Raw genomic sequence first — 21,156 nt, 5'->3', positions numbered from 1 at the left:
AGAGGTGCGCAAAAAAAAGCCGGATACAGGTCAAATCCGGTTGTTGCGATAGTTCTCGAGGAACTTCGCAATACGGCCAATGGCTTCGCGCAGGTCTTCCTCATGCGGGAGGAAGACGATGCGGAAGTGATCCGGCTCGGGCCAGTTAAAGCCCGTGCCCTGCACCAGCATGACCTTGGTCTCCTTGAGGAGCTCCAGGAAAAACTGGCGATCGTCCTTGATCGGGTAGACCTTGGGATCAAGCCGCGGGAACATGTAGAGCGCGGCGCTGGGTTTGACACAGGTGACGCCGGGTATGGCGGTAATCAGTTCGTAGGCCAGGTCACGCTGGCGGCGCAGGCGGCCGCCCTCGCAGGTCAGGTCGTTGATGCTCTGGTAGCCGCCCAGCGCAGTCTGGATGGCCCACTGGCCGGGCACGTTGGAGCACAGCTTCATGTTGGCCAGCATGTTCAGGCCTTCGATGTAGTCCTGCGCCTGCTTCTTGGGGCCGGACACCACCAGCCAGCCGGCGCGATAGCCGCAGGAGCGATAGCTCTTGGAAAGCGAATTGAAGGTCAGCGTGAGCACGTCGGTGGACAGGCTGGCGATGGCCGTATGTTTGACGCCGTCGTAAAGCACCTTGTCGTAGACCTCGTCCGCGAGGATGACCAGGCCGTGCTCGCGCGCGATGCCGATGATGCCTTTGAGCAGTTCATCGGAATACAGCGCGCCCGTCGGGTTGTTGGGGTTGATGACCGCGATGGCCTTGGTCTTTGGCGTGATCTTCGCGCGGATGTCGTCCAGGCTGGGCATCCAGCCATTGCTTTCATCACACCGGTAGTGCACCGGCGTGCCGCCCGAGAGGCTGGTGGAGGCCGTCCACAGTGGGTAGTCAGGCGCGGGCAACAGCAGCTCGTCGCCGTCATCGAGCAAGGCATTGGTGGCCATCGAGATCAGTTCGCTCGCGCCGTTGCCGAGGTAGATGTCGTCCAGCGTCACGCCCTTGATGCCCTGCTTCTGGGTTTCATGCATCACGGCCTTGCGTGCCGCAAAAATACCCTTGCTGTCCGAATAACCCGCCGAGGCAGGCAGGTTGCGGATCATGTCCTGCTGGACTTCTTCGGGCGCATCAAAACCGAACACCGCCAGATTACCAATATTGAGCTTGATGAGCTTTTGGCCTTCTTCTTCCATCTGCTTGGCGGCATCCATGATGGGGCCGCGGATGTCATAAAGGACATTGGCCAGCTTGGCAGATTTGGTGATCGGTTTCATGCGGTTTTATCGGTATGTGGGCAGGGCCTCGGGCCCCACCATGCTGGCAACGGGGAAGAAGCATCAGCACTGCGGCGGGAAATTCGGGCGGAATCTATAATTTGACCACATAAAAGAGGGTTTTCGCCTCCAAAACCCGTCAAACGCCCCCGTGCACCGGCGTCCTCCGCGCCATCGAAACGCCCAAATAATCCCGTATGAAACTTCAACCAGACCGTCTCGATGTCCAGTCCATCCTTGGCTACGGTCCAGGCTGGGTCGGCCTGGGAAGCAATGGTGTCGCGGAGAAAATCGAACACAGCATCGTGATTGGCTCAAGGGGCGAGAAGTTTGACTGGAACTGCACGCGTTTTGAGCAACTCACGGCAGAGCATTTCGCCCTGCTTGCCGCGACGCAGCCTGAACTTGTGATTTTTGGCAGCGGCTCCCGGTTGCGCTTTCCGCCTCCGGCCTTCCTGCGCACGCTGATGGAGCGCCGCATCGGCATTGAGACCATGGACACATTGGCAGCATGCCGTACCTACAACATCCTCGCGGGAGAAGGCCGGCAAGTAATTGCTGCCCTGCTGATTGAAACAGAAGGAACAGAAGGCTGAAATGCCCTCTCTTTCAGGGTAAAATCTAGGGTTGCACTTGGCACCACATCCAGGACTCGCGTCCCGGGCCGGTTGCCAAAAGGCGCGGCTAATTACAACTACTTTCGTCAGGGTCTACTCAGTATGGCAGTCGTCGTCAATAAACCACTCCCCGAATTTGAAGCGATCGCCACAGGCGGCATCAAGGTTTCCAACACATCCCACCTCGGCAAAGTCGTTGTGCTGTACTTCTATCCCAAGGACAACACACCGGGTTGCACCACGGAAGCCATGCAGTTCCGTGACCGCTACAAGGACTTCGTCAAGGCCGGCGCAACCGTGTTCGGCGTGTCCCGCGACAACATGAAGTCCCACGACGAGTTCAAGTCCAAGCTTGAACTCCCGTTCGAACTCATTGCGGACACCGAAGAAAAAATGTGCCACATGTTCGGCGTGGTCAAAAACAAGATCATGTACGGCAAGAAGGTCAAGGGCATCGAGCGCAGCACCTTCCTGGTGGGTGCCGACGGCCAGCTGAAAGAAGAGTGGCGCGGCCTGAAGGTGCCTGGCCATGTGGACGACGTGCTCAAGGCCGTCAAGGCGCTCAAAAAGGCTGCCTGAAACAGCCCTGACGCCAGTTAGCAACAAAGAATTGCAAAGGATTGCCCTGTCACGCGAGTTGTGCATAATGAACTCATGCTGTTGACCTTCGCAACTGCGCCAAAAGAACAAGCCGCCCTGGTTTCAAGGCGGCTTTTTCGCTTCTGGAACCCTTCTTTTTTAGAGAGTTTTAAGCACTATGCCCCTGCCCCCCGCCCCGACCAAACGTGCCGCCCTGCTCTCCCCCGACGCGCTTGATGCGCCCGCCCGCTCGCCCTCCAAAGCACGAAAGACGGAAAGTGCCGAATCCGCCCAGAAACCCCCGGTGATGGACCTGTTTGACAGCCGCGCAGCAGGGGATGGCAGCCAGCATCCGTCAGCGTTTCAAGGAAAAGAGCCTGCCAACCCTTCAAGGACGAGCGCAAGCAGCTATAAAAAAGAGAGCATTCCACTGCCCCAGCCGGCAGCCAAGCCCAAAAAGGCCAAGCGCACCGGCCCCACCAAGCTGTTTGTGCTCGACACCAATGTGCTGATGCACGACCCAATGTGCCTGTTCCGGTTTGAGGAGCACGACATCTTCCTGCCCATGATCGTGCTTGAAGAGCTCGACGGCCACAAAAAGGGTATGACCGAGGTGGCGCGCAACGCCCGCCAGACCAGCCGGACGCTGGACGCGCTGGCAGGCACCCAGGGCGCCGATATCGCCAAGGGCCTGAAACTGGACACCACCGGCCACCCTGAAGCTGGTGGCTGCCTGTTTTTCCAGACCAAACCGCTGGATTACACCCTGCCCATGAGCCTGCCGCAGGGCAAGGCCGACAACCAGATCCTGGGCGTGGTCGAGGCCTTGCGCAAGGAATACGCGCCGCGCGAGGTGGTTCTGGTGTCCAAGGACATCAACATGCGCGTCAAGGCACGCGCCCTGGGTCTGGCCACCGACGACTACCAGAACGACAAAACCCTGGAAGACGGCGACCTGCTGTACTCGGGCTCGCTGGCCCTGCCAGCTGACTTCTGGACGCGCCAGAGCAAAACCGTCGAAAGCTGGCAGCAAGGCAGTCACACCTTCTACCGCATCACGGGCCCCATCGTAGGCAGCCTGCTGATCAACCAGTTTGTGTTTTTTGAAGCCCCCGGTGAACCCCCGCTGTATGCCCGTGTGACGGAAATTCGGGCGAAAACCGCCGTCCTGAAGACCCTTAAGGACTACAACCACCTCAAAAACGCGGTCTGGGGCGTCACCACGCGCAACCGCGAGCAGAACTTCGCGATGAACCTGCTGATGGACCCGGAAGTGGATTTCGTCACGCTGGCAGGTACCGCAGGTACGGGCAAGACGCTGATGGCGCTGGCCAGTGGGCTCACGCAGGTGCTGGATGACCGTCGCTACACCGAAATCATCATGACGAGAGCTACGGTGAGCGTGGGCGAAGACATCGGCTTCCTGCCGGGTACTGAAGAGGAAAAAATGGGCCCCTGGATGGGCGCGCTGGACGACAACCTGGAGGTGCTGGGCAAAACCGACAGCGGCTCGGGCGAATGGGGGCGCGCCGCCACCAACGAGCTCATCCGATCACGCATCAAGGTCAAGAGCATGAACTTCATGCGCGGCCGCACCTTCCTGAACAAGTACGTCATCATCGACGAAGCGCAAAACCTGACGCCCAAGCAGATGAAAACGCTGATCACGCGGGCCGGCCCGGGCACCAAGATCATCTGCATGGGTAACCTGGCGCAGATCGACACGCCGTACCTGACCGAAGGCTCATCGGGCATGACCTTTGCCGTCGACCGCTTCAAGGGCTGGCCGCACGGCGGCCACATCACGCTCGCGCGCGGCGAACGTTCGCGGCTGGCTGATTTCGCGAGCGAAGTGCTCTAAGCAAGACGGCGAAAAACGGCGCTTATTGGCGCTTATCGGTGTTTACGGCGCCGAAATGAAAAAAGGCCAAGTCGCAAGACTTGGCCTTTTTTGTTCTTCAAATTCTGGTGGGCGGTGCAAGTTTCGAACTTGCGACCCCTGCAGTGTGAATGCAGTGCTCTACCCCTGAGCTAACCGCCCTATTGGTCAGCCTAAGATTATATGCTGTTTCGTGCTGCTTTATGGCCTAGGCCGCCAAAACACGCCAAACCGTTTTACCCTTGCTGGCCTTGTCAATATCTACCAGCAGCTTTTCATGGTCGGCGATCTCCTGATCGTTGGCAGCGAGCAGCGGCAGGTCAAAGGTGCTGAGATCAATCTGGGGCATGTCACTATCGCCTTCCCGGGCGCTATCCCCAACATCCATCACCAGCGCATTCTGGCCACGGGTCAGATTGATGTAGACATCGGCCAGCAGTTCGGCGTCCAGCAAGGCGCCATGCAAGGTCCGGCCCGAATTGTCGACCTCGAGCCGGTCGCACAAGGCGTCCAGCGAGTTGCGCTTGCCCGGGAACAGCTCCTTGGCCATCATCAGGCTGTCGGTGACCTTGGCCACACAATGCTTGATGGGCGGCCTGCCGATGAGTTCAAGCTCCTTGTTCAGGAAGCTCACGTCAAAAGGCGCGTTGTGGATGATGATCTCGGCGTCCTGCAGGTATTCCAGCAGCTCATCGGCCACGGCCGAGAACTTGGGTTTGTCTTTCAGGAACTCGTTGCTGATGCCGTGAACCTTGAGTGCGTCTTCGTGGCTGTCGCGCTCGGGGTTCAGGTAGAAGTGTCGGTTGTTGCCGGTGAGCTTGCGGGCCACCAGTTCGACGCAACCGATTTCGATGATGCGGTCGCCGTTTTCAGCGGAAAGACCGGTGGTTTCGGTATCAAGGACGATTTGGCGCATGGCTGGATTATCGCCTCCGCACAGGGGGAAATCCGTCTTGAACTACCCCAAAAATTCAGTGATTCTCTTTTGCGTGATTGATGGAGTATTTGGGTATCTCCACCGTCACATCAGCCTGGGCCAGAAACGCCTGGCAGCTCAGGCGCGAATTGGGTTCCAGGCCCCAGGCGCGGTCCAGCAGATCTTCTTCGCTCTCGTCGAGCTCGTTCAGTGATTTAAAGCCTTCACGGACGATGACATGGCAGGTCGTGCAGGCGCAGCTGAGGTCGCAGGCGTGTTCGATGTTGATCTTGTTGTCGAGCAGGGCTTCGCAAATAGATGTGCCGGCAGGCGCGCTGATTTCAGCGCCTTGTGGGCAGTATTCGGGATGAGGCAGTATTTTGATGATGGGCATGTTGTCAGTACGGTTCAGACCGCCTCGATGTTTTTACCGGCCAGGGCTTGCTTGATGCCCCGGTTCATGCGCTGGGCAGCAAAGCCTTCGGTGCCTTTGGCCAGCGCCTGGGTGGCCGCTTCTATGGCGGCTGCATCGCCATGTGCACGCGTGTCGGCCAGGCCGACGATCAGGCTGTCGATCTGCGCTCGTTCATTGGGACTCAACAGGTCGACATCCGCTGCCAGGGCGCTTTGCGTGGCCAGGATCATTCGATCGGCATCGACCTGGGCTTCTGCAAGGGCGCGCGCCTGCATATCTTGCTGGGCGGTTGAAAAGCTGTCTTGCAACATGCGCGCAATATCGTCGTCCGACAGCCCGTAGGAAGGCTTCACGTCGATGCGGGCCTCAACGCCGCTGACCTGTTCTTTCGCATTCACGCTAAGCAGCCCGTCGGCGTCGACAGTAAACGTCACGCGGATGCGCGCGGCACCCGCCACCATGGGCGGAATGCCGCGCAGCTCGAAACGGGCAAGGCTGCGGCAGTCGGCCACCAGGTCGCGTTCACCCTGCACTACATGCAGCGCCAGCGCGGTCTGGCCGTCCTGGTAGGTGGTGAAGTCCTGCGCCATCGCCGTGGGGATGGTCTGGTTGCGCGGCACGATGCGCTCGACCAGCCCTCCCATGGTCTCGATGCCCAGCGACAGCGGGATCACGTCGAGCAGCAGCAGGTCTGTGCCCGTGTTGTTGCCAGCGAGCTGATTGGCGGAAATGGCCGCACCCAGCGCCACCACTTCATCGGGGTTGAGGTTAACCAGCGGATCACGCCCGAAGAAACTGGCAACCGCCTTGCGCACTTGCGGCATGCGCGTGGAGCCACCTACCAGCACTGCGCCCTGAATATCTTCTTTCGCCAGCTTGGCATCGCGCAACGCCTTGCGAACAGCAGCAAGGGTACGCTGGGTCAGGTGGGCGGTGGCGGTTTCAAAATCTTCCGCCTTCATTTCGAAATTGACGAGGGCCTTGGCCAACTGCACCGAAAAAGGCACGGGGTTCGCAGACGACAACGCCTCCTTGCAGTTCCGGGCGGTACGCTGCAAGGCCGCCTTATCGGACGGCGTGAGCGTGTCTGCTGCGAGCCCGGCTTTGGCCAGCACCCAGTCAACCAGCGCACGGTCGTAGTCATCACCGCCCAATGCGGAATCGCCACCGGTAGCCACAACCTCGAAGACGCCTTGCGTGAGGCGCAGGATGGAAATGTCAAAGGTGCCACCACCCAGGTCATAGACGGCATAGACGCCCTCGCTACCGTTGTCCAGCCCGTAGGCAATGGCAGCAGCCGTGGGTTCATTGAGCAGGCGCAATACATTGAGGCCAGCCAGTTGCGCGGCGTCTTTGGTGGCCTGACGCTGGGCGTCGTCAAAGTAGGCGGGCACCGTAATGACTGCTCCGTAGATGTCCTCGTTGAAGGTGTCTTCGGCGCGGTAACGCAGCGTGGCCAGAATCTCGGCGCTGATTTCCACAGGGCTTTTCTCGCCAGCTACAGTCTGCAGCGTGACCATGCCAGGCTTGTCATTCAACTCGTAAGGCAATTGGGCGCGGCTGCCAATGTCGTCAATACCGCGGCCCATCAACCGTTTGACCGAGGAAATGGTGTTGCGCGGATCTTCTACTTGCGCCGCCAGGGCCTCATAGCCGATCTGACGCTTGTCGCCTTCAAGGTAACGGACCACGCTGGGCAACAGCACCCGTCCCTGCTCATCTGGCAGGCATTCGGACACGCCGCTGCGCACACTGGCGACCAGTGAGTGTGTAGTGCCCAGGTCTATGCCCACCGCGATGCGTCGCTGGTGCGGGTCGGGCGTCTGGCCGGGTTCGGAAATTTGCAGGAGTGCCATGCGCGGTTGTCGTACTTTTTCTGTAATGCTTTATTGTCCCAGCTGGTCGATGCGTGCATCAACCTCACTGGCAAAGCGCTCAATAAACATAAGGCTTCTGACCTGCTGGGCTGCGGCAGGAAAGTCCTTGTCCACGTCCAGCAGTTGCTCTATTTTTGATAGCTGCTTGCGCCCGTCAGCTGTGGCTTGGGAGGCTATTTCTTCAAAATCTTCGCTTGTTTCGGCATCATCGAGCGCTTCACGCCACTGCATCTGCTGCATCAGGAAATCGTGCGGCATCGCGGTGTTGTTCTCGGCATTGATGGGCGCGCCATTGAGCTCGCACAAATAGCTCGCCCGCTTGAGAGGATCCTTCAGCCGTTGATAAGCTTCATTGATGCGCACCGACCACTGCATGGCCACGCGCTGGGCGGCCGCGCCTTGGGCCGCGAACTTGTCCGGGTGCGCCTCGCGCTGCAAATCCTTCCAACGGGCATCAAGCGCTGCGCGGTCTTGCGCGAAACGCTGGGGCACGCCGAAAAGTTCGAAGTCGTTGGATTGGAGATTCATGCCGAGAAAAAGCCGCCAGCACAATCAGTGGAGGCGGCTTGGGTAAGGGTGCAGCACAGGGTGGACCGCTCGCCCGTTAAACCCGGAAGCTTTCGCCGCAGCCGCAACGATCACGTTCGTTGGGGTTGATGAACTTGAAGCCTTCGTTCAGGCCTTCGCGCACAAAGTCGAGCTTGGTGCCATCGATGTAGGCCATGCTTTTCGGGTCAACCAGCACCTTGACACCGTTGTCTTCAAACACGACATCTTCCGGTGCGATCTCGTCGGCGTATTCCAGCTTGTAAGCCAGGCCGGAGCAGCCGGTGGTCTTCACGCCAAGGCGAACGCCCACACCCTTGCCGCGCTTGGTCATGTAGCGGGTCACGTGTCGGGCAGCAGCATCAGTGAGGGTAACGGACATTTAAATCACTCGAAAATAAAACAGGTGACGGGTGATGCTTAACGCAAGCTAATCAGTGCGCGTGCTTTTGCTTGTAATCGTTCACGGCGGCCTTGATGGCGTCTTCCGCCAGGATGGAGCAGTGAATCTTCACAGGCGGCAGCGCCAGCTCTTCAGCGATCGCGCTGTTCTTGATGCTTGCAGCTTCGTCCAGCGTCTTGCCCTTGACCCACTCGGTCACGAGCGAACTGGAAGCAATCGCGGAGCCGCAGCCGTAGGTCTTGAAACGTGCATCCTCAATCACGCCGGTGACCGGGTTGACCTTGATCTGCAGCTTCATCACGTCGCCGCAAGCCGGCGCACCGACCATGCCGGTGCCTACCGATTCATCGCCCTTTTCAAAGGAACCGACGTTGCGGGGGTTTTCATAGTGGTCTACCACTTTTTCGCTGTATGCCATTTTGTTTACCTCTTTAACTGTTCGACGCGCTGCCTAGTGGGCAGCCCACTGGATGGTGGACAGGTCCACGCCATCCTTGAACATCTCCCACAGGGGAGACAGTTCGCGCAGTTTGGCCACGTTTTCCTTGATGGTGGCGACCGCGTAGTCAATTTCTTCTTCGGTGCTCCAGCGGCCAATCGTCATGCGCAAGCTGCTGTGCGCCAGTTCGTCGCTGCGGCCCAGAGCGCGGAGCACATAGCTGGGCTCCAGGCTGGCCGACGTGCAGGCCGAGCCGCTGGACACGGCCAGACCCTTGATGCCCATGATCAGCGATTCGCCCTCGACGAAGTTGAAGCTCATGTTCAGGTTGTGCGGCACGCGCTTGTCGGCATGACCATTGAGGAACACTTCTTCCACATCCTTGAGCCCGTTGAGCATGCGCTCGTGCAGGGCAAGGATGCGCTTGTTCTCTTCATGCATCTCGGCCTTGGCGATGCGATAAGCCTCGCCCATGCCAACGCACTGGTGCGTCGGCAGCGTGCCCGAACGCATGCCGCGCTCGTGGCCGCCACCATGCATTTGCGCCTCAAGGCGCACGCGCGGCTTGCGGCGCACATACAGGGCGCCAATGCCCTTGGGGCCATAGGTCTTGTGCGAGGTCAGGCTCATCAGGTCGACCGGCAAGGTCGCCAGGTCAATATCAACACGGCCCGTAGCCTGCGCGGCATCGACATGGAAGATGATGCCTTTTTCACGGCACAGTGCGCCGATGGCCGGGATGTCCTGGATCACGCCGATTTCGTTGTTGACGAACATGACGCTGACCAAAATGGTGTCGGGGCGGATAGCGGCCTTGAGCGCCTCCAGATCAAGCAGGCCGTCGGCTTGCACGTCCATGTAGGTCACTTCAAAACCCTGGCGTTCCAGTTCGCGGCAGGTGTCCAGCACAGCCTTGTGCTCGGTCTTGACCGTGATGATGTGCTTGCCCTTGGTCTTGTAGAAATGGGCCGCGCCCTTCAGGGCCAGATTGTTGGACTCGGTCGCACCGCTGGTCCAGACGATCTCGCGCGGGTCGGCGCCAATCAGGTCGGCGATTTGCTCGCGCGCCTTTTCGACGGCGGCTTCTGCTTCCCAGCCCCAGGCATGGCTGCGCGAAGCAGGGTTACCGAAATGCTCGCGCAACCAGGGAATCATGGCGTCCACCACCCGCGGGTCGCAGGGGTTCGTGGCGCTGTAGTCCATGTAGATGGGAAAGTGTGGGGTGTCCATGTGGCTAGCTCTTTAAATTCACAGGCTGGCTGGCAGCGCGATCGATGAAGTCAATGCAGTCGGTTCACAAAAGGATGGTGCCGGGCAGACGCCCGGCATCGCTCCATCAGGATTTGGAAAATGCATTGCCCAGTGCGAAGACCGAATTCGGCGCATTCACGCGGATCGGCTTGACAACCGGCGCTGTGAAAATGGCTTTTTTGACCTGCGGGGTGTTCTCGATCACCACGCCCTTGGCGAGCTGGTCTTCCACCAGTTTTTGCAGGGTCACGGAGTCCAGGAACTCCACCATGCGGCTGTTCAGTGAAGCCCACAGCTCGTGCGTCATGCAGCGGCCGCCTTCGCCCAGGCAGTTTTCCTTGCCACCACACTGGGTGGCGTCGATCGGCTCGTCCACCGACACGATGATGTCCGCCACGGTGATCTCGGAAGCCTTGCGGCCCAGCGTATAACCGCCGCCGGGACCACGGGTGGATTCCACCAGTTCGTGACGGCGCAGTTTGCCGAACAGCTGTTCGAGGTAAGAAAGGGAAATCTGCTGGCGCTGGCTGATGGCGGCCAACGTGACCGGGCCGTTGTTCTGACGCAATCCCAAATCAATCATCGCGGTGACCGCAAAGCGGCCTTTGGTCGTGAGGCGCATAACAAGCTCCTTTAAATGGCTTGACTGTCGTTTTCACCCTGAAAGCTTGTGGCTTACAGGGAACTCTTCCTCCAGCCGCCCAGGTCAGTCAACCGGTATCGCGGGGGCTTTTTGTTGTTCTGGTATTGTTCTTGACTGTTTTCGTCAAGTATAACACAAGCGGGGTTTTTCCCGCTGAGACGGCCCAAAACATGGGGACTAACCCGTAGGCAGAGCCATTTAACGCACCATTTTTGTGCATTAAATGGGCCCAAGGGGGTTGCCGGGTCTAGGCGCGGGCTTGGCCTGCAGAGGTCAGCGGCACGACATTATCGGTGCCAGGCGCACCAAAAGCCTGTTCCTTGAGGATGTGCAGCTGGTCCCGGACCCGCGCGGCTTTTTCAAACTCGAGATTCTTGGCGTGTTCGATCATCTGCTTTTCCAGGCGCTTGATTTCGCGGGCAATGTCCTTCTCGCTCATGTCTTCCACCAACGCCTTCTGCATCTCGATCTTTTCGGCTTCCTTGCCGGATTTCTCGCTGTAGACGCCGTCGATCAAATCGCGGATGCGTTTGACCACGCTGCGCGGCGTGATGCCGTGCTCCAGGTTGAAGGCAATCTGCTTGTTGCGCCGCCGTTCGGTTTCATCCATGGCTTTTTTCATGGAGTCCGTGATGCGGTCTGCATACAAAATCGCACGGCCGTTCAGGTTGCGGGCCGCCCGGCCAATGGTCTGGATCAGGCTGCGCTCGGCGCGCAAAAAGCCCTCCTTGTCGGCGTCCAGGATGGCCACCAGCGACACCTCCGGAATGTCCAGCCCTTCACGCAGCAAATTGATACCCACCAGTACATCAAAGGCCCCCAGCCGCAGGTCGCGCAGGATTTCCACGCGCTCGACCGTGTCCACGTCACTGTGCAGGTAGCGCACCTTCACACCGTTGTCGCTCAGATAGTCCGTCAGTTGCTCAGCCATGCGCTTAGTCAGCGTAGTGATCAACACCCGCTCGTTTTTCTCGACCCGGATGCGGATTTCCTGCAGCACGTCGTCGACCTGATGGGTAGCCGGCCTCACTTCCACCTGCGGATCCACCAGCCCGGTGGGCCTGACCACCTGCTCCACCACCTTGCCGGCGTGCTCTTTCTCATAATTTGCCGGTGTGGCCGAGACAAAAACGGCCTGGCGCATCTTGGCTTCAAACTCTTCGAACTTGAGCGGCCGGTTGTCCAGCGCGCTCGGCAGGCGAAAACCGTATTCCACCAGCGTGGTTTTGCGTGCGCGGTCGCCGTTGTACATGGCGTTGAGCTGACCGATCATGACGTGGCTCTCGTCGAGAAACATCACGGCATCCTTGGGCAGGTAATCGCACAGCGTCGAAGGGGGCGAGCCCGCCGGCGAGCCACTCAAATGACGGGTGTAGTTCTCGATTCCCTTGCAGTGGCCGATTTCACTGAGCATCTCCAGATCGAACCGGGTGCGCTGCTCGATGCGCTGGGCTTCCACCAGCTTGCCGTCGGCGACAAACTGGGCCACCCGCTCGGACAGCTCCAGCTTGATGGTTTCCACGGCGGTCATGACCTTGTCGCGCGGCGTGACGTAGTGGCTCTTGGGGTAGACCACAAAACGCGGAATTTTCTGGCGGATGCGGCCGGTCAGCGGGTCGAACAACTGCAGCGACTCGATCTCGTCGTCGAACAGCTCGATGCGTATGGCCAGCTCGGAATGCTCGGCCGGGAAAATGTCGATCACGTCCCCGCGCACCCGGAACGTGCCGCGCGCGAAGTCCTGCTCGTTGCGTGTGTACTGCATGCGGATCAGCCGGGCGATCACGTCGCGCTGGCCCATCTTGTCGCCGATGCGCGCAATGAACCGCATCTGTGTGTAATCCTCGGGCGCGCCTATGCCGTAAATAGCGCTGACCGTGCCGACGATGATGGTGTCGCGCCGCTCCAGCACGCTCTTGGTGGCCGACAGACGCATCTGCTCGATGTGCTCGTTGATGGCCGAGTCTTTTTCAATGAAAAGGTCGCGCTGCGGCACATAGGCTTCAGGCTGGTAGTAGTCGTAGTAGCTGACGAAATACTCGACCGCGTTTTTCGGGAAGAACTCGCGGAACTCGCTGTAAAGCTGCGCGGCCAGCGTCTTGTTGGGCGCAAACACAATGGCCGGCCGGCCCAGCCGGGCAATCACATTGGCCATGGTGAAGGTCTTGCCGGAGCCGGTCACGCCCAGCAGTGTCTGGAACACCTCGCCGTCGTTGATGCCCTCGACCAGCTGGTCAATCGCCGTGGGCTGGTCGCCCGCAGGCGGATAGGGCTGGAACAGCTCGAACGGCGAATCCGGGAAACGGACGAACTGGCCCACAGTGGGGTCGGTGTTGACTGAATCAGTTATGACTTCCATAGCTTCTGGCATAAAACCTCGATCAGGCCCCGTTAAAATTCAGGGCAACCAAACAGAATACGACATTCGGCCGAAAATGGAAATTGCAATCCCCATTCGCCTTGTAGTTGCCCCGCTATCGCCTTTTTGACACCTCTTGTAGCCTTTTTTCCGGTCAGCTTGTGACCTAAATCCGTGACCTGAACCCCCTATCGTCGCTTTCGCCTTCTTTTCACTTCTCTGAGGATATTTCATGTCTTTGTTTACCGCTGTCGAAATGGCCCCGCGTGACCCCATCCTGGGCCTGAACGAGCAGTTCAATGCCGACCCCAATCCCGCCAAGGTCAACCTGGGCGTAGGCGTGTACTACGACGATAACGGCAAACTCCCCCTGCTGCAGTGCGTTCAGGCGGCTGAGAAGCAGATGATGGCCGACCCCAAGGCCCGCGGCTACCTGCCCATCGACGGCATTGCCGCCTACGACGCGGCCGTCAAGGGCTTGGTCTTCGGCGCGGACAGCGAGCCCGTCAAGAGCGGGCGCGTCGCCACCGTACAGGGCATAGGCGGCACGGGCGGCCTCAAGGTGGGCGCCGACTTCCTCAAAAAGCTCAGCCCCAATGCCAAGGTGCTGATTTCCGACCCAAGCTGGGAAAACCACCGCGCGCTTTTCAGTCAGGCCGGTTTCGTGGTTGAAAGCTACCCTTACTATGACGCAGCCAAGCGCGGCGTCAACTTCGACGGGATGCTCGCCGCCCTCAATGCCGCCGCCGAAGGCACCATCGTCGTACTGCATGCCTGCTGCCACAACCCGACCGGCTACGACATCACCGCGGCCCAGTGGGACCAGGTGATCGCCGCCGTCAAGGCGCGCAAGCTCACGCCTTTCCTCGACATGGCCTACCAGGGCTTTGGCCACGGCATTGCGGAAGACGGCGCCGTCATCGGTAAATTTGTGGCTGCCGGCCTGAGCTTTTTCGTGTCGACGTCCTTTTCCAAGAGCTTCAGCCTCTACGGCGAACGCGTGGGCGCCCTGTCGGTGCTTTGCGAATCCAAAGACGAAGCCGACCGCGTGCTGTCGCAGCTCAAGCTGGTCATTCGCACCAACTACAGCAACCCGCAGATCCATGGCGGCATGGTGGTGGCCACGGTGCTCAATACCCCCGCGCTACGCACCCAATGGGAGCAGGAACTGGCGGAAATGCGCGTGCGCATCAAGGCCATGCGCCAAAAGCTCGTGGACGGCCTGAAGGCCGCCGGCGTCAAGCAGGACATGAGCTTCATCACCGCGCAAATCGGCATGTTCAGCTATTCCGGCCTCAACAAGGACCAGATGGTGCGCCTGCGCAATGAATTCGGCGTTTACGGCACCGACACCGGCCGCATGTGCGTGGCCGCCCTGAACAGCAAGAACATCGACTACGTCTGCGCGTCGATTGCCAAGGTCGTCTGATCCCCTCTGACGCCATAAGCCCGGACGAATTCATCCGGGACGCGCTGAAAAACCGCCACAACCGGTTCATTCTGGAACACCTGCCTGCGCTGGGACTGCCCGACGCATGGCTGGTGGCGGGATGCCTCTTCCAGACAATCTGGAACCTGCATTCGGGGCAGCCGCCCGAAGCCCACATCAAAGACTACGACCTGTTTTACTTTGATCCTGCCGACCTTTCAGGCGCGGGCGAAGCAGCCGTCAATGAACGTGTCAGCGCCCGCTTTGCGGGCCGGGGCATTGTGGTGGAAGCCAAAAACCAGGCCAGGGTCCATACCTGGTATGAGGAGTATTTCGGTTTCCCCTACCCCGCCCTGCAAAGCTCCCGCGATGGTATTAACCGGTTTCTGGTGAGCTGCACCTGCGTCGGCTTGAAGGCAAATACTGCGGAGCTGGCGGATGTAGAGCTTTATGCGCCCAACGGACTGGCGCAGTTGTACCAAGGCAAACTGAGCCCCAACCCGCTGTGCAACCACCTGCCGTTGTTCGAGCAAAAAGCGAAGGCTTATCAGGATCGCTGGAGCTGGCTGCAGGTTATCCATCCGCAAGTGGCCTGACTGGCCCAAGACGCGGCAACGGTAAAACCCAAATATTTCTCAGTCAAAACAGGTTACAGCCCATGACTGACGGGCGCAAGCAGCTATCAATTCAATAGCGCCTCAAGCTACCTGACACTCCGCTCCAACAGACTCATCCCCAAACAACCGACCGCATGGAAATCGAGCCGGCCTGGAAGCTGGTGTTGAAAAACCGTATCGGCTCCTTCGCATCCACCGCGCCCGCCGTGTACAGCAGCGGAAGGTAGTGCTCATGGGTGGGGTGCGCCATCTTCGCCACTTGCCCCAGCTTCTGGAAGTTCTGCAGTGCGTCCAGGTTGCCCTGCTGCAGATAGCCACCGATCGTCTGGTCGAACTCCAGCGCCCAGTCGTAAGCCTGGTTGCCCGCAGCCCCACGCTGCATCTGGCGCAGGTTGTGCACGATATTGCCGCTGGCCACGATCAGCACGCCGCGATCCCGCAAGGCCTTCAGCTGCTTTGCCAGCGCATAGTGCTCGTCGGGCGCCCGGCTGTAATCCATGCTGAGCTGGATGACCGGAATGTCCGCATCGGGAAACATGGGCTTGAGCACCGACCAGGCACCGTGGTCCAGCCCCCATTCGCCTTCGTCCAGGCCGAGCGGCGCCGATGCGCGCTGCCTGACCAGCTGGCTGATCACCTGCGCCGCCGCCGTGTCGCCGGGCGCGGGGTATTGCTGGTCGAAGAGCTCCTGCGGAAAGCCGCCAAAGTCGTGGATGGTTTTAGGCTTGTCCATGGCCGTAAGCCACCAGCCTTCGGTCAGCCAATGGGCGGAAATGCACAGAATCAGCTGCGGCCTGGGGAATTTCGACCCAAATTCGGCGCCCAGCGCCTGCCAGCTGCGCCGGTACTCGTTGTCGCCGATGGCGTTCATCGGGCTGCCGTGGCCCACAAAAAGCACCGGCATACGGTCTGATTTCTTCAGGGAGGCCAGCTGGTCCAGCGCGGAGACGTCAATCGGGGGAAGCATGTTGTTTTTCCTGTTGAAGGGCTGCAGCTTCAGGGCGGGCAAAAACCACCGGCTGCAGGCAGAATGGTATGTGTTCTTTCAATCCCGCAGGTGGTGGCGGTTTCTCGGTTCGCAAGCCAGGCCAGCACCATCGTGGTGCTTTTGGCGTCAACAGTGTGAAAACCGCCCGGTATTGGTGGTTATCCTCAAATCAGTGCGGCAACCCCCTGTTATATTGCACTGCAACATATTACGATTTACCGAAGTAACCCTAAACCCAAGGTCGACCCCGATGCTGTACCAAGTCTATGAAGCCCAACGCACCTTGATGGAGCCTTTTGTCGACTTTGCGCAAGCCGCTGCAAAGCTCTACGGCAATCCCCTGTCGCCCATGGGCCAAAACCCGTTTGCACAACGCGTCGCTGCCGGCTACAGCCTGATTTACCGATTGGGCAAAGACTACGAAAAACCGGCTTTTGACATCCGGACGGTGGATGTCAACGGCACCGAGGTCAGCATCCACGAACGCGTGGAAATCGACAAGCCCTTTTGCGAGCTGCGCCGCTTCAAGCGCTTCACCGACGATCCCGCCACGCTGACAGGCCTGAAGGGCGAGCCCGCCGTGCTGATCGTGGCGCCGCTGTCGGGCCACTATGCCACCTTGCTCCGGGACACAGTCAAGACCATGCTCAAAGACCACAAGGTCTACATCACCGACTGGAAAAATGCGCGCACCGTGCCGCTTTCCGAAGGTTCATTCAACCTGGACGACTACGTCAACTACGTCCAGGAATTCATTCGCCACCTCCAGGGTATTTACGGCAATTGCCACGTCATCAGCGTCTGCCAGCCCACTGTGCCGGTGCTCGCTGCCGTGTCGCTGATGGCCTCCCGAGGCGAAGCGACGCCCCTGAGCATGACCATGATGGGCGGCCCGATCGATGCCCGAAAATCGCCTACGGCCGTGAACAACCTGGCCATGAACAAGAGCTACGAGTGGTTTGAAAACAATGTGATTTACCGCGTACCCAGCAACTTCCCGGGCGCTGGCCGGCGCGTCTACCCCGGCTTTTTGCAGCACACCGGCTTCGTCGCGATGAACCCGGACCGCCACGCCAGCAGCCACTACGACTACTTCAAGGACCTGCTCAAAGGTGATGACGCCAGTGCCGAAGCGCACCGCAAGTTCTACGACGAGTACAACGCCGTGCTCGACATGGACGCCGACTACTACCTCGACACCATCAAAACGGTGTTCCAGGAGTTCAAGCTGGTCAACGGCACCTGGGACGTCAAGGGCGTGGACGGTCAGGTCGAGCGTGTGCGGCCCGAAGACATCAAGACCACCGCCCACTTCACGGTCGAAGGCGAACTGGACGACATCTCGGGCTCCGGTCAGACCGAGGCGGCACACGGTCTTTGCCACAACATCCCCAAGGCGCTGCAAAAGCACCTGGAAGTCAAGGGTGCGGGCCACTACGGGATTTTCAGCGGCCGCCGCTGGCGCGAGATTGTCTATCCGCAGGTCAAGGCATTCATTCTTGAGAACAATCGGGCTCCAGCCCAGGCCAAGCGTGCGCCAGCAGCTACCAAAACGATAGCAAAACCAGTGCGCACCGCAGCAGCAAAGCCTGCCGCCAAAGCCGCCCCGAAGGCCGCAGCAAAGCCGGCGGCAAAAAAAGCAGTGCGCAGCAAGAAGGCTTGAAGGCGGCGGCAAGCAGGTAGAGTGGGTCATGACTGGTAGGACAATAGGCGGGTGATCTCCCCCTCCGACTCCAGCCTTTTCGAGCGCATCAACGCCGCCCTGCCCCAAACCCAGTGCACCCGCTGCGGTTATCCCGATTGCGCGGCTTACGCAACGGCCATTGCTTCAGCTGGCGCCGCCATCAACCAATGCCCGCCGGGCGGCACTGAAGGCGTGCAGCGCCTCTCAAGCATCACGGGCCAGCCCGTGCAACCCCTTAATCCTGCCAACGGCACCGAAGGCCCGCGCGCTGTTGCCTTCATCGATGAAGACTGGTGCATAGGCTGCACCTTGTGCATCAAGGCCTGCCCGACCGACGCCATCATGGGCAGCAACAAGATGATGCACACCGTCATCGAGCCCTGGTGCACAGGCTGTGAGCTATGCATTCCGGTTTGTCCGGTGGACTGCATCAGCCTGGAAAACGTCACCGGCACGCGCACTGGCTGGAGTGCCTGGTCTCCAAAAGAGGCCGACACAGCCAAAGCACGCTATGAATTCCATCAGCTCCGAGGCCGCAAAGGCGCCAGCCCTGAAGGTAAGAGTGCAACCAAATCCGTCAATCCGCAGCCAATTCCCCTGCCGGCTTTGGCCGCGCGTCCCGAGGCCGACCCCGCCGTGGCAGACCGCAAGCGCGCAGTAATCGAAGCTGCGCTGGCACGCGCCCGGGCGCAGCGCGAAGCGGGCGGCAAGAAACCATAAGCCGGCTTCAGCCCAGCACGGAAAACGCCTTGATCACTTCGTTTGGCGCCTGAACCAATTCGATCAAGACCCCCTCGCCCGATACGGGAAACTCGTCGTTCGACTTGGGGTGCAGAAAGCAGATGTCAAAACCCGCGGCGCCCTTGCGAATCCCGCCGGGTGCAAAGCGCACGCCCTTGGCTGTCAGCCACTCCACAGCCTTGGGCAGGTCGTCGATCCACAGGCCCACATGGTTCAGCGGCGTGGTGTGCACCGCGGGTTTCTTGTCCACATCCAGCGGCTGCATTAAATCGACCTCGACCTTGAAAGGACCGCTGCCGATCGCGCAGATGTCTTCGTCGACGTTCTCGCGTTCACTCACGAAATTGCCGGTGACTTCCAGGCCCAGCATGTCGACCCACAGCGTGCGCAACCGGTCTTTGCTGGTGGCGCCAATGGCGATCTGCTGGATGCCCAGCACTTTGAAGGGTCGAGTGGCACTCATGCCTGGAACTCCACAATCGGCTGGTCCACGCTGAGCGATTCGCCCTTGGCCGCCAGCACCTTGCCGACCACGCCGTCGGCTACGGCAAACAGCACGTTCTCCATCTTCATCGCCTCAATCACGGCCACGCGCTCACCGGCCTGCACTTTCTGACCCACCTGCACGGCCACATCCACCAGCAAGCCCGGCATGGGCGAGAGCACATAGCGGCTCATGTCCGGCGGCGCCTTGTAGGGCATGAGCGCATGCAGCTGCGCCGCGCGCGGCGACAGCACCAGCGCATCCAGCCGTGTGCCGTTGTGCGCAATGCGGATGGCCAGCGGGTTGCGGCCCACACCGCGCTCCACCTGCGCGGCGAAAGGCTGCCCATTCACCGTGCCGCGTATGCGCGCGCCGCCCAGATGCCAGTTGCTACAAATTTCATAGCTACCGGCGCCCGTATCGACTGTGCCGGAGCCCGATTGGGCTTGATAATTTCGTACAGTGACAGGGTGTTGCGTGTTCTGCCCCGCAGCGCCCAGGCTCACCACAACGAACTCTTCCCCCACCGTCACGCCATGGCCCGGCAGCTGTCCGCTGATGCCGGCGGCACGGCCCAGCATGCGGCGATTGACGTAAGCAGCCAGCGCCAGCAGGAACGAAGGATCGTCATGCGGCACATCTTCGGCGTGAAAGCCCTTGCTGTAGTTTTCGGCGATGAAGCCGGTATTGAAGTCGCCCGCCACAAACTTCGGGTGCGCCAGCAAAGCCGCCTGGAAAGGAATGTTGCTGGAGATGCCGCGGATCACAAAACCATTAAGCGCCTCACGCATCTTGGCAATCGCCTCCTTGCGATCCTTGCCGTGCACGATGAGCTTGGCAATCATCGAGTCATAAAACATCGGGATCTCGCCGCCATCCTGCACGCCGGTGTCGACACGCACACCGTACAGCTGCGAGATGTCGGCCGCAAACATGGTCTCCTTGGGCGGCTGAAAGCGCACCAGCCGTCCGGTGGAAGGCAAAAAGCTGCGGAACGGGTCTTCGGCGTTGATACGGCACTCAATCGCCCAGCCGTTACGCTGCACATCCTTCTGCGCAATCGGTAGTTTCTCGCCAGCCGCCACGCGAATCATCAGCTCCACCAGGTCCAGCCCCGTGATGCATTCCGTCACCGGGTGCTCCACCTGCAGGCGGGTGTTCATTTCGAGGAAGTAAAAGCTCTGGTCCTTGCCGACCACAAACTCCACCGTGCCAGCGCTCTGGTACTTCACGGCCTTGGCCAAGGCCACCGCCTGTTCGCCCATGGCCTTGCGCGTCGCGTCGCTGATGAAAGGCGACGGCGCCTCCTCAATCACCTTCTGGTGACGCCGCTGGATGGAGCATTCTCGCTCATTGAGATAAACCACATTGCCATGGCTGTCACCCAGCAGCTGAATCTCGATATGGCGAGGTTCCTCGACAAATTTCTCGATAAAGACGCGGTCGTCGCCAAAGCTGTTCCTCGCTTCATTGCGGCAGCTCGTGAAACCTTCGAATGCTTCCTTGTCGTTAAAGGCCACCCGCAAGCCCTTGCCCCCGCCGCCGGCCGAGGCCTTGATCATCACCGGGTAACCGATGCCCTTGGCAATCTCCACCGCCTTCTCGGCCGTTTCAATCGCATCGTTCACGCCGGGAATGCAATTCACACCCGCCGCACCGGCCAGCTTTTTCGATTCGATCTTGTCGCCCATGGCGGCAATCGAATAGTGCTTGGGACCGATAAAGATGATGCCCTCTTCCTCGACCCGCTTGGCAAAGCCCGCGTTCTCGCTCAGGAAGCCGTAGCCGGGGTGCACCGCCTGCGCGCCGGTCTGCTTACAGGCCGCGATGATCTTGTCGGCCTGCAGATAACTGTCACGGCTGGGCGCGGGGCCGATGTTGACGGCTTCGTCCGCCAGTTCGACATGGCGCGCGTCCTTGTCGGCGTCAGAATAGACGGCAACGGTCTGGATACCCATCTTGCGGGCTGTCTTGATGACCCGGCAGGCGATCTCACCTCGATTTGCGATCAGTATTTTTTTAAACATCATTGAGC

20 protein-coding genes and 1 tRNA gene are annotated in these 21,156 nt (G+C 59.9%); 7 read left to right on the top strand and 14 right to left on the bottom strand.

Going from position 1 to position 21,156, the window contains the following annotated elements; translation table 11 throughout:
- Positions 1-30: 30 nt before the first annotated feature.
- Positions 31-1,254 (bottom strand): pyridoxal phosphate-dependent aminotransferase, encoded by a 1,224-nt coding sequence (locus tag AC1DYQ_RS02875; protein ID WP_477685483.1) that lies wholly within the window; start codon positions 1,252-1,254, stop codon positions 31-33.
- A 197-nt stretch (positions 1,255-1,451) separates the two neighbouring features.
- On the opposite strand from AC1DYQ_RS02875, the gene AC1DYQ_RS02870 reads away from it, so the two are divergent.
- From AC1DYQ_RS02870 to AC1DYQ_RS02860, 3 genes are all read left to right on the top strand, one after another.
- Complete coding sequence (locus AC1DYQ_RS02870) at positions 1,452-1,850, top strand: Mth938-like domain-containing protein (RefSeq protein ID WP_477665775.1); 399 nt, start codon at positions 1,452-1,454, stop codon at positions 1,848-1,850.
- A gap of 123 nt (positions 1,851-1,973) precedes the next feature.
- Complete coding sequence (locus AC1DYQ_RS02865; protein WP_092128171.1) at positions 1,974-2,450, top strand: peroxiredoxin; 477 nt, start codon at positions 1,974-1,976, stop codon at positions 2,448-2,450.
- Between the two features lie 178 nt (positions 2,451-2,628).
- Positions 2,629-4,311, top strand: a complete 1,683-nt coding sequence (locus AC1DYQ_RS02860; RefSeq protein ID WP_457280422.1) for a PhoH family protein — start codon at positions 2,629-2,631, stop codon at positions 4,309-4,311.
- 105 nt (positions 4,312-4,416) lie between these two features.
- On the opposite strand, the gene AC1DYQ_RS02855 is transcribed toward AC1DYQ_RS02860, so the two are convergent.
- The 10 genes from AC1DYQ_RS02855 to uvrB all read right to left on the bottom strand — a co-directional run bounded on the left by AC1DYQ_RS02855 (position 4,417) and on the right by uvrB (position 13,190).
- Positions 4,417-4,491: transfer RNA gene (locus AC1DYQ_RS02855), tRNA-Val, on the bottom strand.
- Between the two features lie 46 nt (positions 4,492-4,537).
- On the bottom strand, positions 4,538-5,245 hold the full coding sequence (dnaQ, locus tag AC1DYQ_RS02850) for a DNA polymerase III subunit epsilon (protein ID WP_477685482.1): 708 nt from the start codon (positions 5,243-5,245) through the stop codon (positions 4,538-4,540).
- A 55-nt stretch (positions 5,246-5,300) separates the two neighbouring features.
- Entirely contained in the window at positions 5,301-5,639 is a 339-nt protein-coding gene (gene fdx, locus AC1DYQ_RS02845; RefSeq protein ID WP_477685481.1) for an ISC system 2Fe-2S type ferredoxin, read from the bottom strand.
- 14 nt (positions 5,640-5,653) lie between these two features.
- On the bottom strand, positions 5,654-7,516 hold the full coding sequence (hscA, locus tag AC1DYQ_RS02840) for a Fe-S protein assembly chaperone HscA (RefSeq protein ID WP_477685480.1): 1,863 nt from the start codon (positions 7,514-7,516) through the stop codon (positions 5,654-5,656).
- A 30-nt stretch (positions 7,517-7,546) separates the two neighbouring features.
- Positions 7,547-8,065 carry a Fe-S protein assembly co-chaperone HscB gene (gene hscB, locus AC1DYQ_RS02835; protein WP_477685479.1) on the bottom strand — a complete coding sequence of 173 codons (519 nt, stop codon included), beginning with the start codon at positions 8,063-8,065 and terminating at the stop codon, positions 7,547-7,549.
- A 76-nt stretch (positions 8,066-8,141) separates the two neighbouring features.
- Positions 8,142-8,465: an iron-sulfur cluster assembly protein IscA gene (gene iscA, locus AC1DYQ_RS02830; protein WP_074575253.1), complete on the bottom strand. Its 324-nt coding sequence runs from the start codon at positions 8,463-8,465 to the stop codon at positions 8,142-8,144.
- A 52-nt stretch (positions 8,466-8,517) separates the two neighbouring features.
- On the bottom strand, positions 8,518-8,904 hold the full coding sequence (iscU, locus tag AC1DYQ_RS02825; protein WP_007867013.1) for a Fe-S cluster assembly scaffold IscU: 387 nt from the start codon (positions 8,902-8,904) through the stop codon (positions 8,518-8,520).
- A 33-nt stretch (positions 8,905-8,937) separates the two neighbouring features.
- Entirely contained in the window at positions 8,938-10,155 is a 1,218-nt protein-coding gene (locus AC1DYQ_RS02820) for an IscS subfamily cysteine desulfurase (protein WP_457280417.1), read from the bottom strand.
- Between the two features lie 106 nt (positions 10,156-10,261).
- Complete coding sequence (iscR, locus tag AC1DYQ_RS02815; RefSeq protein WP_457280416.1) at positions 10,262-10,798, bottom strand: Fe-S cluster assembly transcriptional regulator IscR; 537 nt, start codon at positions 10,796-10,798, stop codon at positions 10,262-10,264.
- Between the two features lie 268 nt (positions 10,799-11,066).
- The gene (gene uvrB / locus AC1DYQ_RS02810) at positions 11,067-13,190 is read right to left on the bottom strand and encodes an excinuclease ABC subunit UvrB (protein ID WP_477685478.1); all 2,124 of its coding nucleotides are present in this window, start codon (positions 13,188-13,190) and stop codon (positions 11,067-11,069) included.
- Positions 13,191-13,410: 220 nt separating this feature from the next.
- Here uvrB and AC1DYQ_RS02805 point away from each other — a divergent pair, with 220 nt between their 5' ends.
- Positions 13,411-14,607, top strand: coding sequence for an amino acid aminotransferase (locus AC1DYQ_RS02805; protein WP_477685477.1), 1,197 nt, complete (start codon positions 13,411-13,413; stop codon positions 14,605-14,607).
- Positions 14,604-15,203 carry a nucleotidyltransferase family protein gene (locus AC1DYQ_RS02800; protein ID WP_477685854.1) on the top strand — a complete coding sequence of 200 codons (600 nt, stop codon included), beginning with the start codon at positions 14,604-14,606 and terminating at the stop codon, positions 15,201-15,203. The genes AC1DYQ_RS02805 and AC1DYQ_RS02800 overlap by 4 nt, the downstream gene beginning before the upstream one ends.
- A 133-nt stretch (positions 15,204-15,336) precedes the next feature.
- Here the strand turns inward: AC1DYQ_RS02800 and ygiD are convergent, their stop codons facing one another.
- Positions 15,337-16,191 (bottom strand): 4,5-DOPA-extradiol-dioxygenase, encoded by an 855-nt coding sequence (gene ygiD / locus AC1DYQ_RS02795; protein WP_477685476.1) that lies wholly within the window; start codon positions 16,189-16,191, stop codon positions 15,337-15,339.
- A 271-nt stretch (positions 16,192-16,462) separates the two neighbouring features.
- On the opposite strand from ygiD, the gene AC1DYQ_RS02790 reads away from it, so the two are divergent.
- Positions 16,463-17,875: a polyhydroxyalkanoate depolymerase gene (locus tag AC1DYQ_RS02790; protein ID WP_477685475.1), complete on the top strand. Its 1,413-nt coding sequence runs from the start codon at positions 16,463-16,465 to the stop codon at positions 17,873-17,875.
- Between the two features lie 51 nt (positions 17,876-17,926).
- Positions 17,927-18,616 (top strand): electron transport complex subunit RsxB, encoded by a 690-nt coding sequence (rsxB, locus tag AC1DYQ_RS02785; protein ID WP_477685474.1) that lies wholly within the window; start codon positions 17,927-17,929, stop codon positions 18,614-18,616.
- 7 nt (positions 18,617-18,623) lie between these two features.
- Here the strand turns inward: rsxB and AC1DYQ_RS02780 are convergent, their stop codons facing one another.
- Positions 18,624-19,100: a VOC family protein gene (locus tag AC1DYQ_RS02780; protein ID WP_477685473.1), complete on the bottom strand. Its 477-nt coding sequence runs from the start codon at positions 19,098-19,100 to the stop codon at positions 18,624-18,626.
- A complete protein-coding gene (locus AC1DYQ_RS02775; RefSeq protein ID WP_477685472.1) occupies positions 19,097-21,148 on the bottom strand; it encodes an acetyl-CoA carboxylase biotin carboxylase subunit in 2,052 nt (683 codons plus the stop codon). Before AC1DYQ_RS02775 ends, AC1DYQ_RS02780 begins: the two co-directional genes overlap by 4 nt.
- Between the last annotated feature and the right edge of the window lie 8 nt (positions 21,149-21,156).

Source organism: Polaromonas sp. P1_F4 (genome assembly GCF_056405675.1).
The sequence above is the reverse complement of the archived record's forward strand: the minus strand, read 5'-3'. Positions and strand labels throughout refer to the sequence as shown.

Bases quoted from the DNA above. Each gene is read 5' to 3' on its own strand.
- iscU (WP_007867013.1), bottom strand. From the start codon at position 8,904: ATGGCATACAGCGAAAAAGTGGTAGACCACTATGAAAACCCCCGCAAC.
- AC1DYQ_RS02780 (WP_477685473.1), bottom strand. From the start codon at position 19,100: ATGAGTGCCACTCGACCCTTCAAAGTGCTGGGCATCCAGCAGATCGCC.
- fdx (WP_477685481.1), bottom strand. From the start codon at position 5,639: ATGCCCATCATCAAAATACTGCCTCATCCCGAATACTGCCCACAAGGC.
- AC1DYQ_RS02775 (WP_477685472.1), bottom strand. From the start codon at position 21,148: ATGTTTAAAAAAATACTGATCGCAAATCGAGGTGAGATCGCCTGCCGG.
- hscA (WP_477685480.1), bottom strand. From the start codon at position 7,516: ATGGCACTCCTGCAAATTTCCGAACCCGGCCAGACGCCCGACCCGCAC.
- hscB (WP_477685479.1), bottom strand. From the start codon at position 8,065: ATGAATCTCCAATCCAACGACTTCGAACTTTTCGGCGTGCCCCAGCGT.
- iscR (WP_457280416.1), bottom strand. From the start codon at position 10,798: ATGCGCCTCACGACCAAAGGCCGCTTTGCGGTCACCGCGATGATTGAT.
- dnaQ (WP_477685482.1), bottom strand. From the start codon at position 5,245: ATGCGCCAAATCGTCCTTGATACCGAAACCACCGGTCTTTCCGCTGAA.
- AC1DYQ_RS02870 (WP_477665775.1), top strand. From the start codon at position 1,452: ATGAAACTTCAACCAGACCGTCTCGATGTCCAGTCCATCCTTGGCTAC.
- AC1DYQ_RS02820 (WP_457280417.1), bottom strand. From the start codon at position 10,155: ATGGACACCCCACACTTTCCCATCTACATGGACTACAGCGCCACGAAC.
- AC1DYQ_RS02790 (WP_477685475.1), top strand. From the start codon at position 16,463: ATGCTGTACCAAGTCTATGAAGCCCAACGCACCTTGATGGAGCCTTTT.
- AC1DYQ_RS02805 (WP_477685477.1), top strand. From the start codon at position 13,411: ATGTCTTTGTTTACCGCTGTCGAAATGGCCCCGCGTGACCCCATCCTG.
- AC1DYQ_RS02865 (WP_092128171.1), top strand. From the start codon at position 1,974: ATGGCAGTCGTCGTCAATAAACCACTCCCCGAATTTGAAGCGATCGCC.
- iscA (WP_074575253.1), bottom strand. From the start codon at position 8,465: ATGTCCGTTACCCTCACTGATGCTGCTGCCCGACACGTGACCCGCTAC.
- uvrB (WP_477685478.1), bottom strand. From the start codon at position 13,190: ATGCCAGAAGCTATGGAAGTCATAACTGATTCAGTCAACACCGACCCC.
- ygiD (WP_477685476.1), bottom strand. From the start codon at position 16,191: ATGCTTCCCCCGATTGACGTCTCCGCGCTGGACCAGCTGGCCTCCCTG.
- AC1DYQ_RS02860 (WP_457280422.1), top strand. From the start codon at position 2,629: ATGCCCCTGCCCCCCGCCCCGACCAAACGTGCCGCCCTGCTCTCCCCC.
- AC1DYQ_RS02875 (WP_477685483.1), bottom strand. From the start codon at position 1,254: ATGAAACCGATCACCAAATCTGCCAAGCTGGCCAATGTCCTTTATGAC.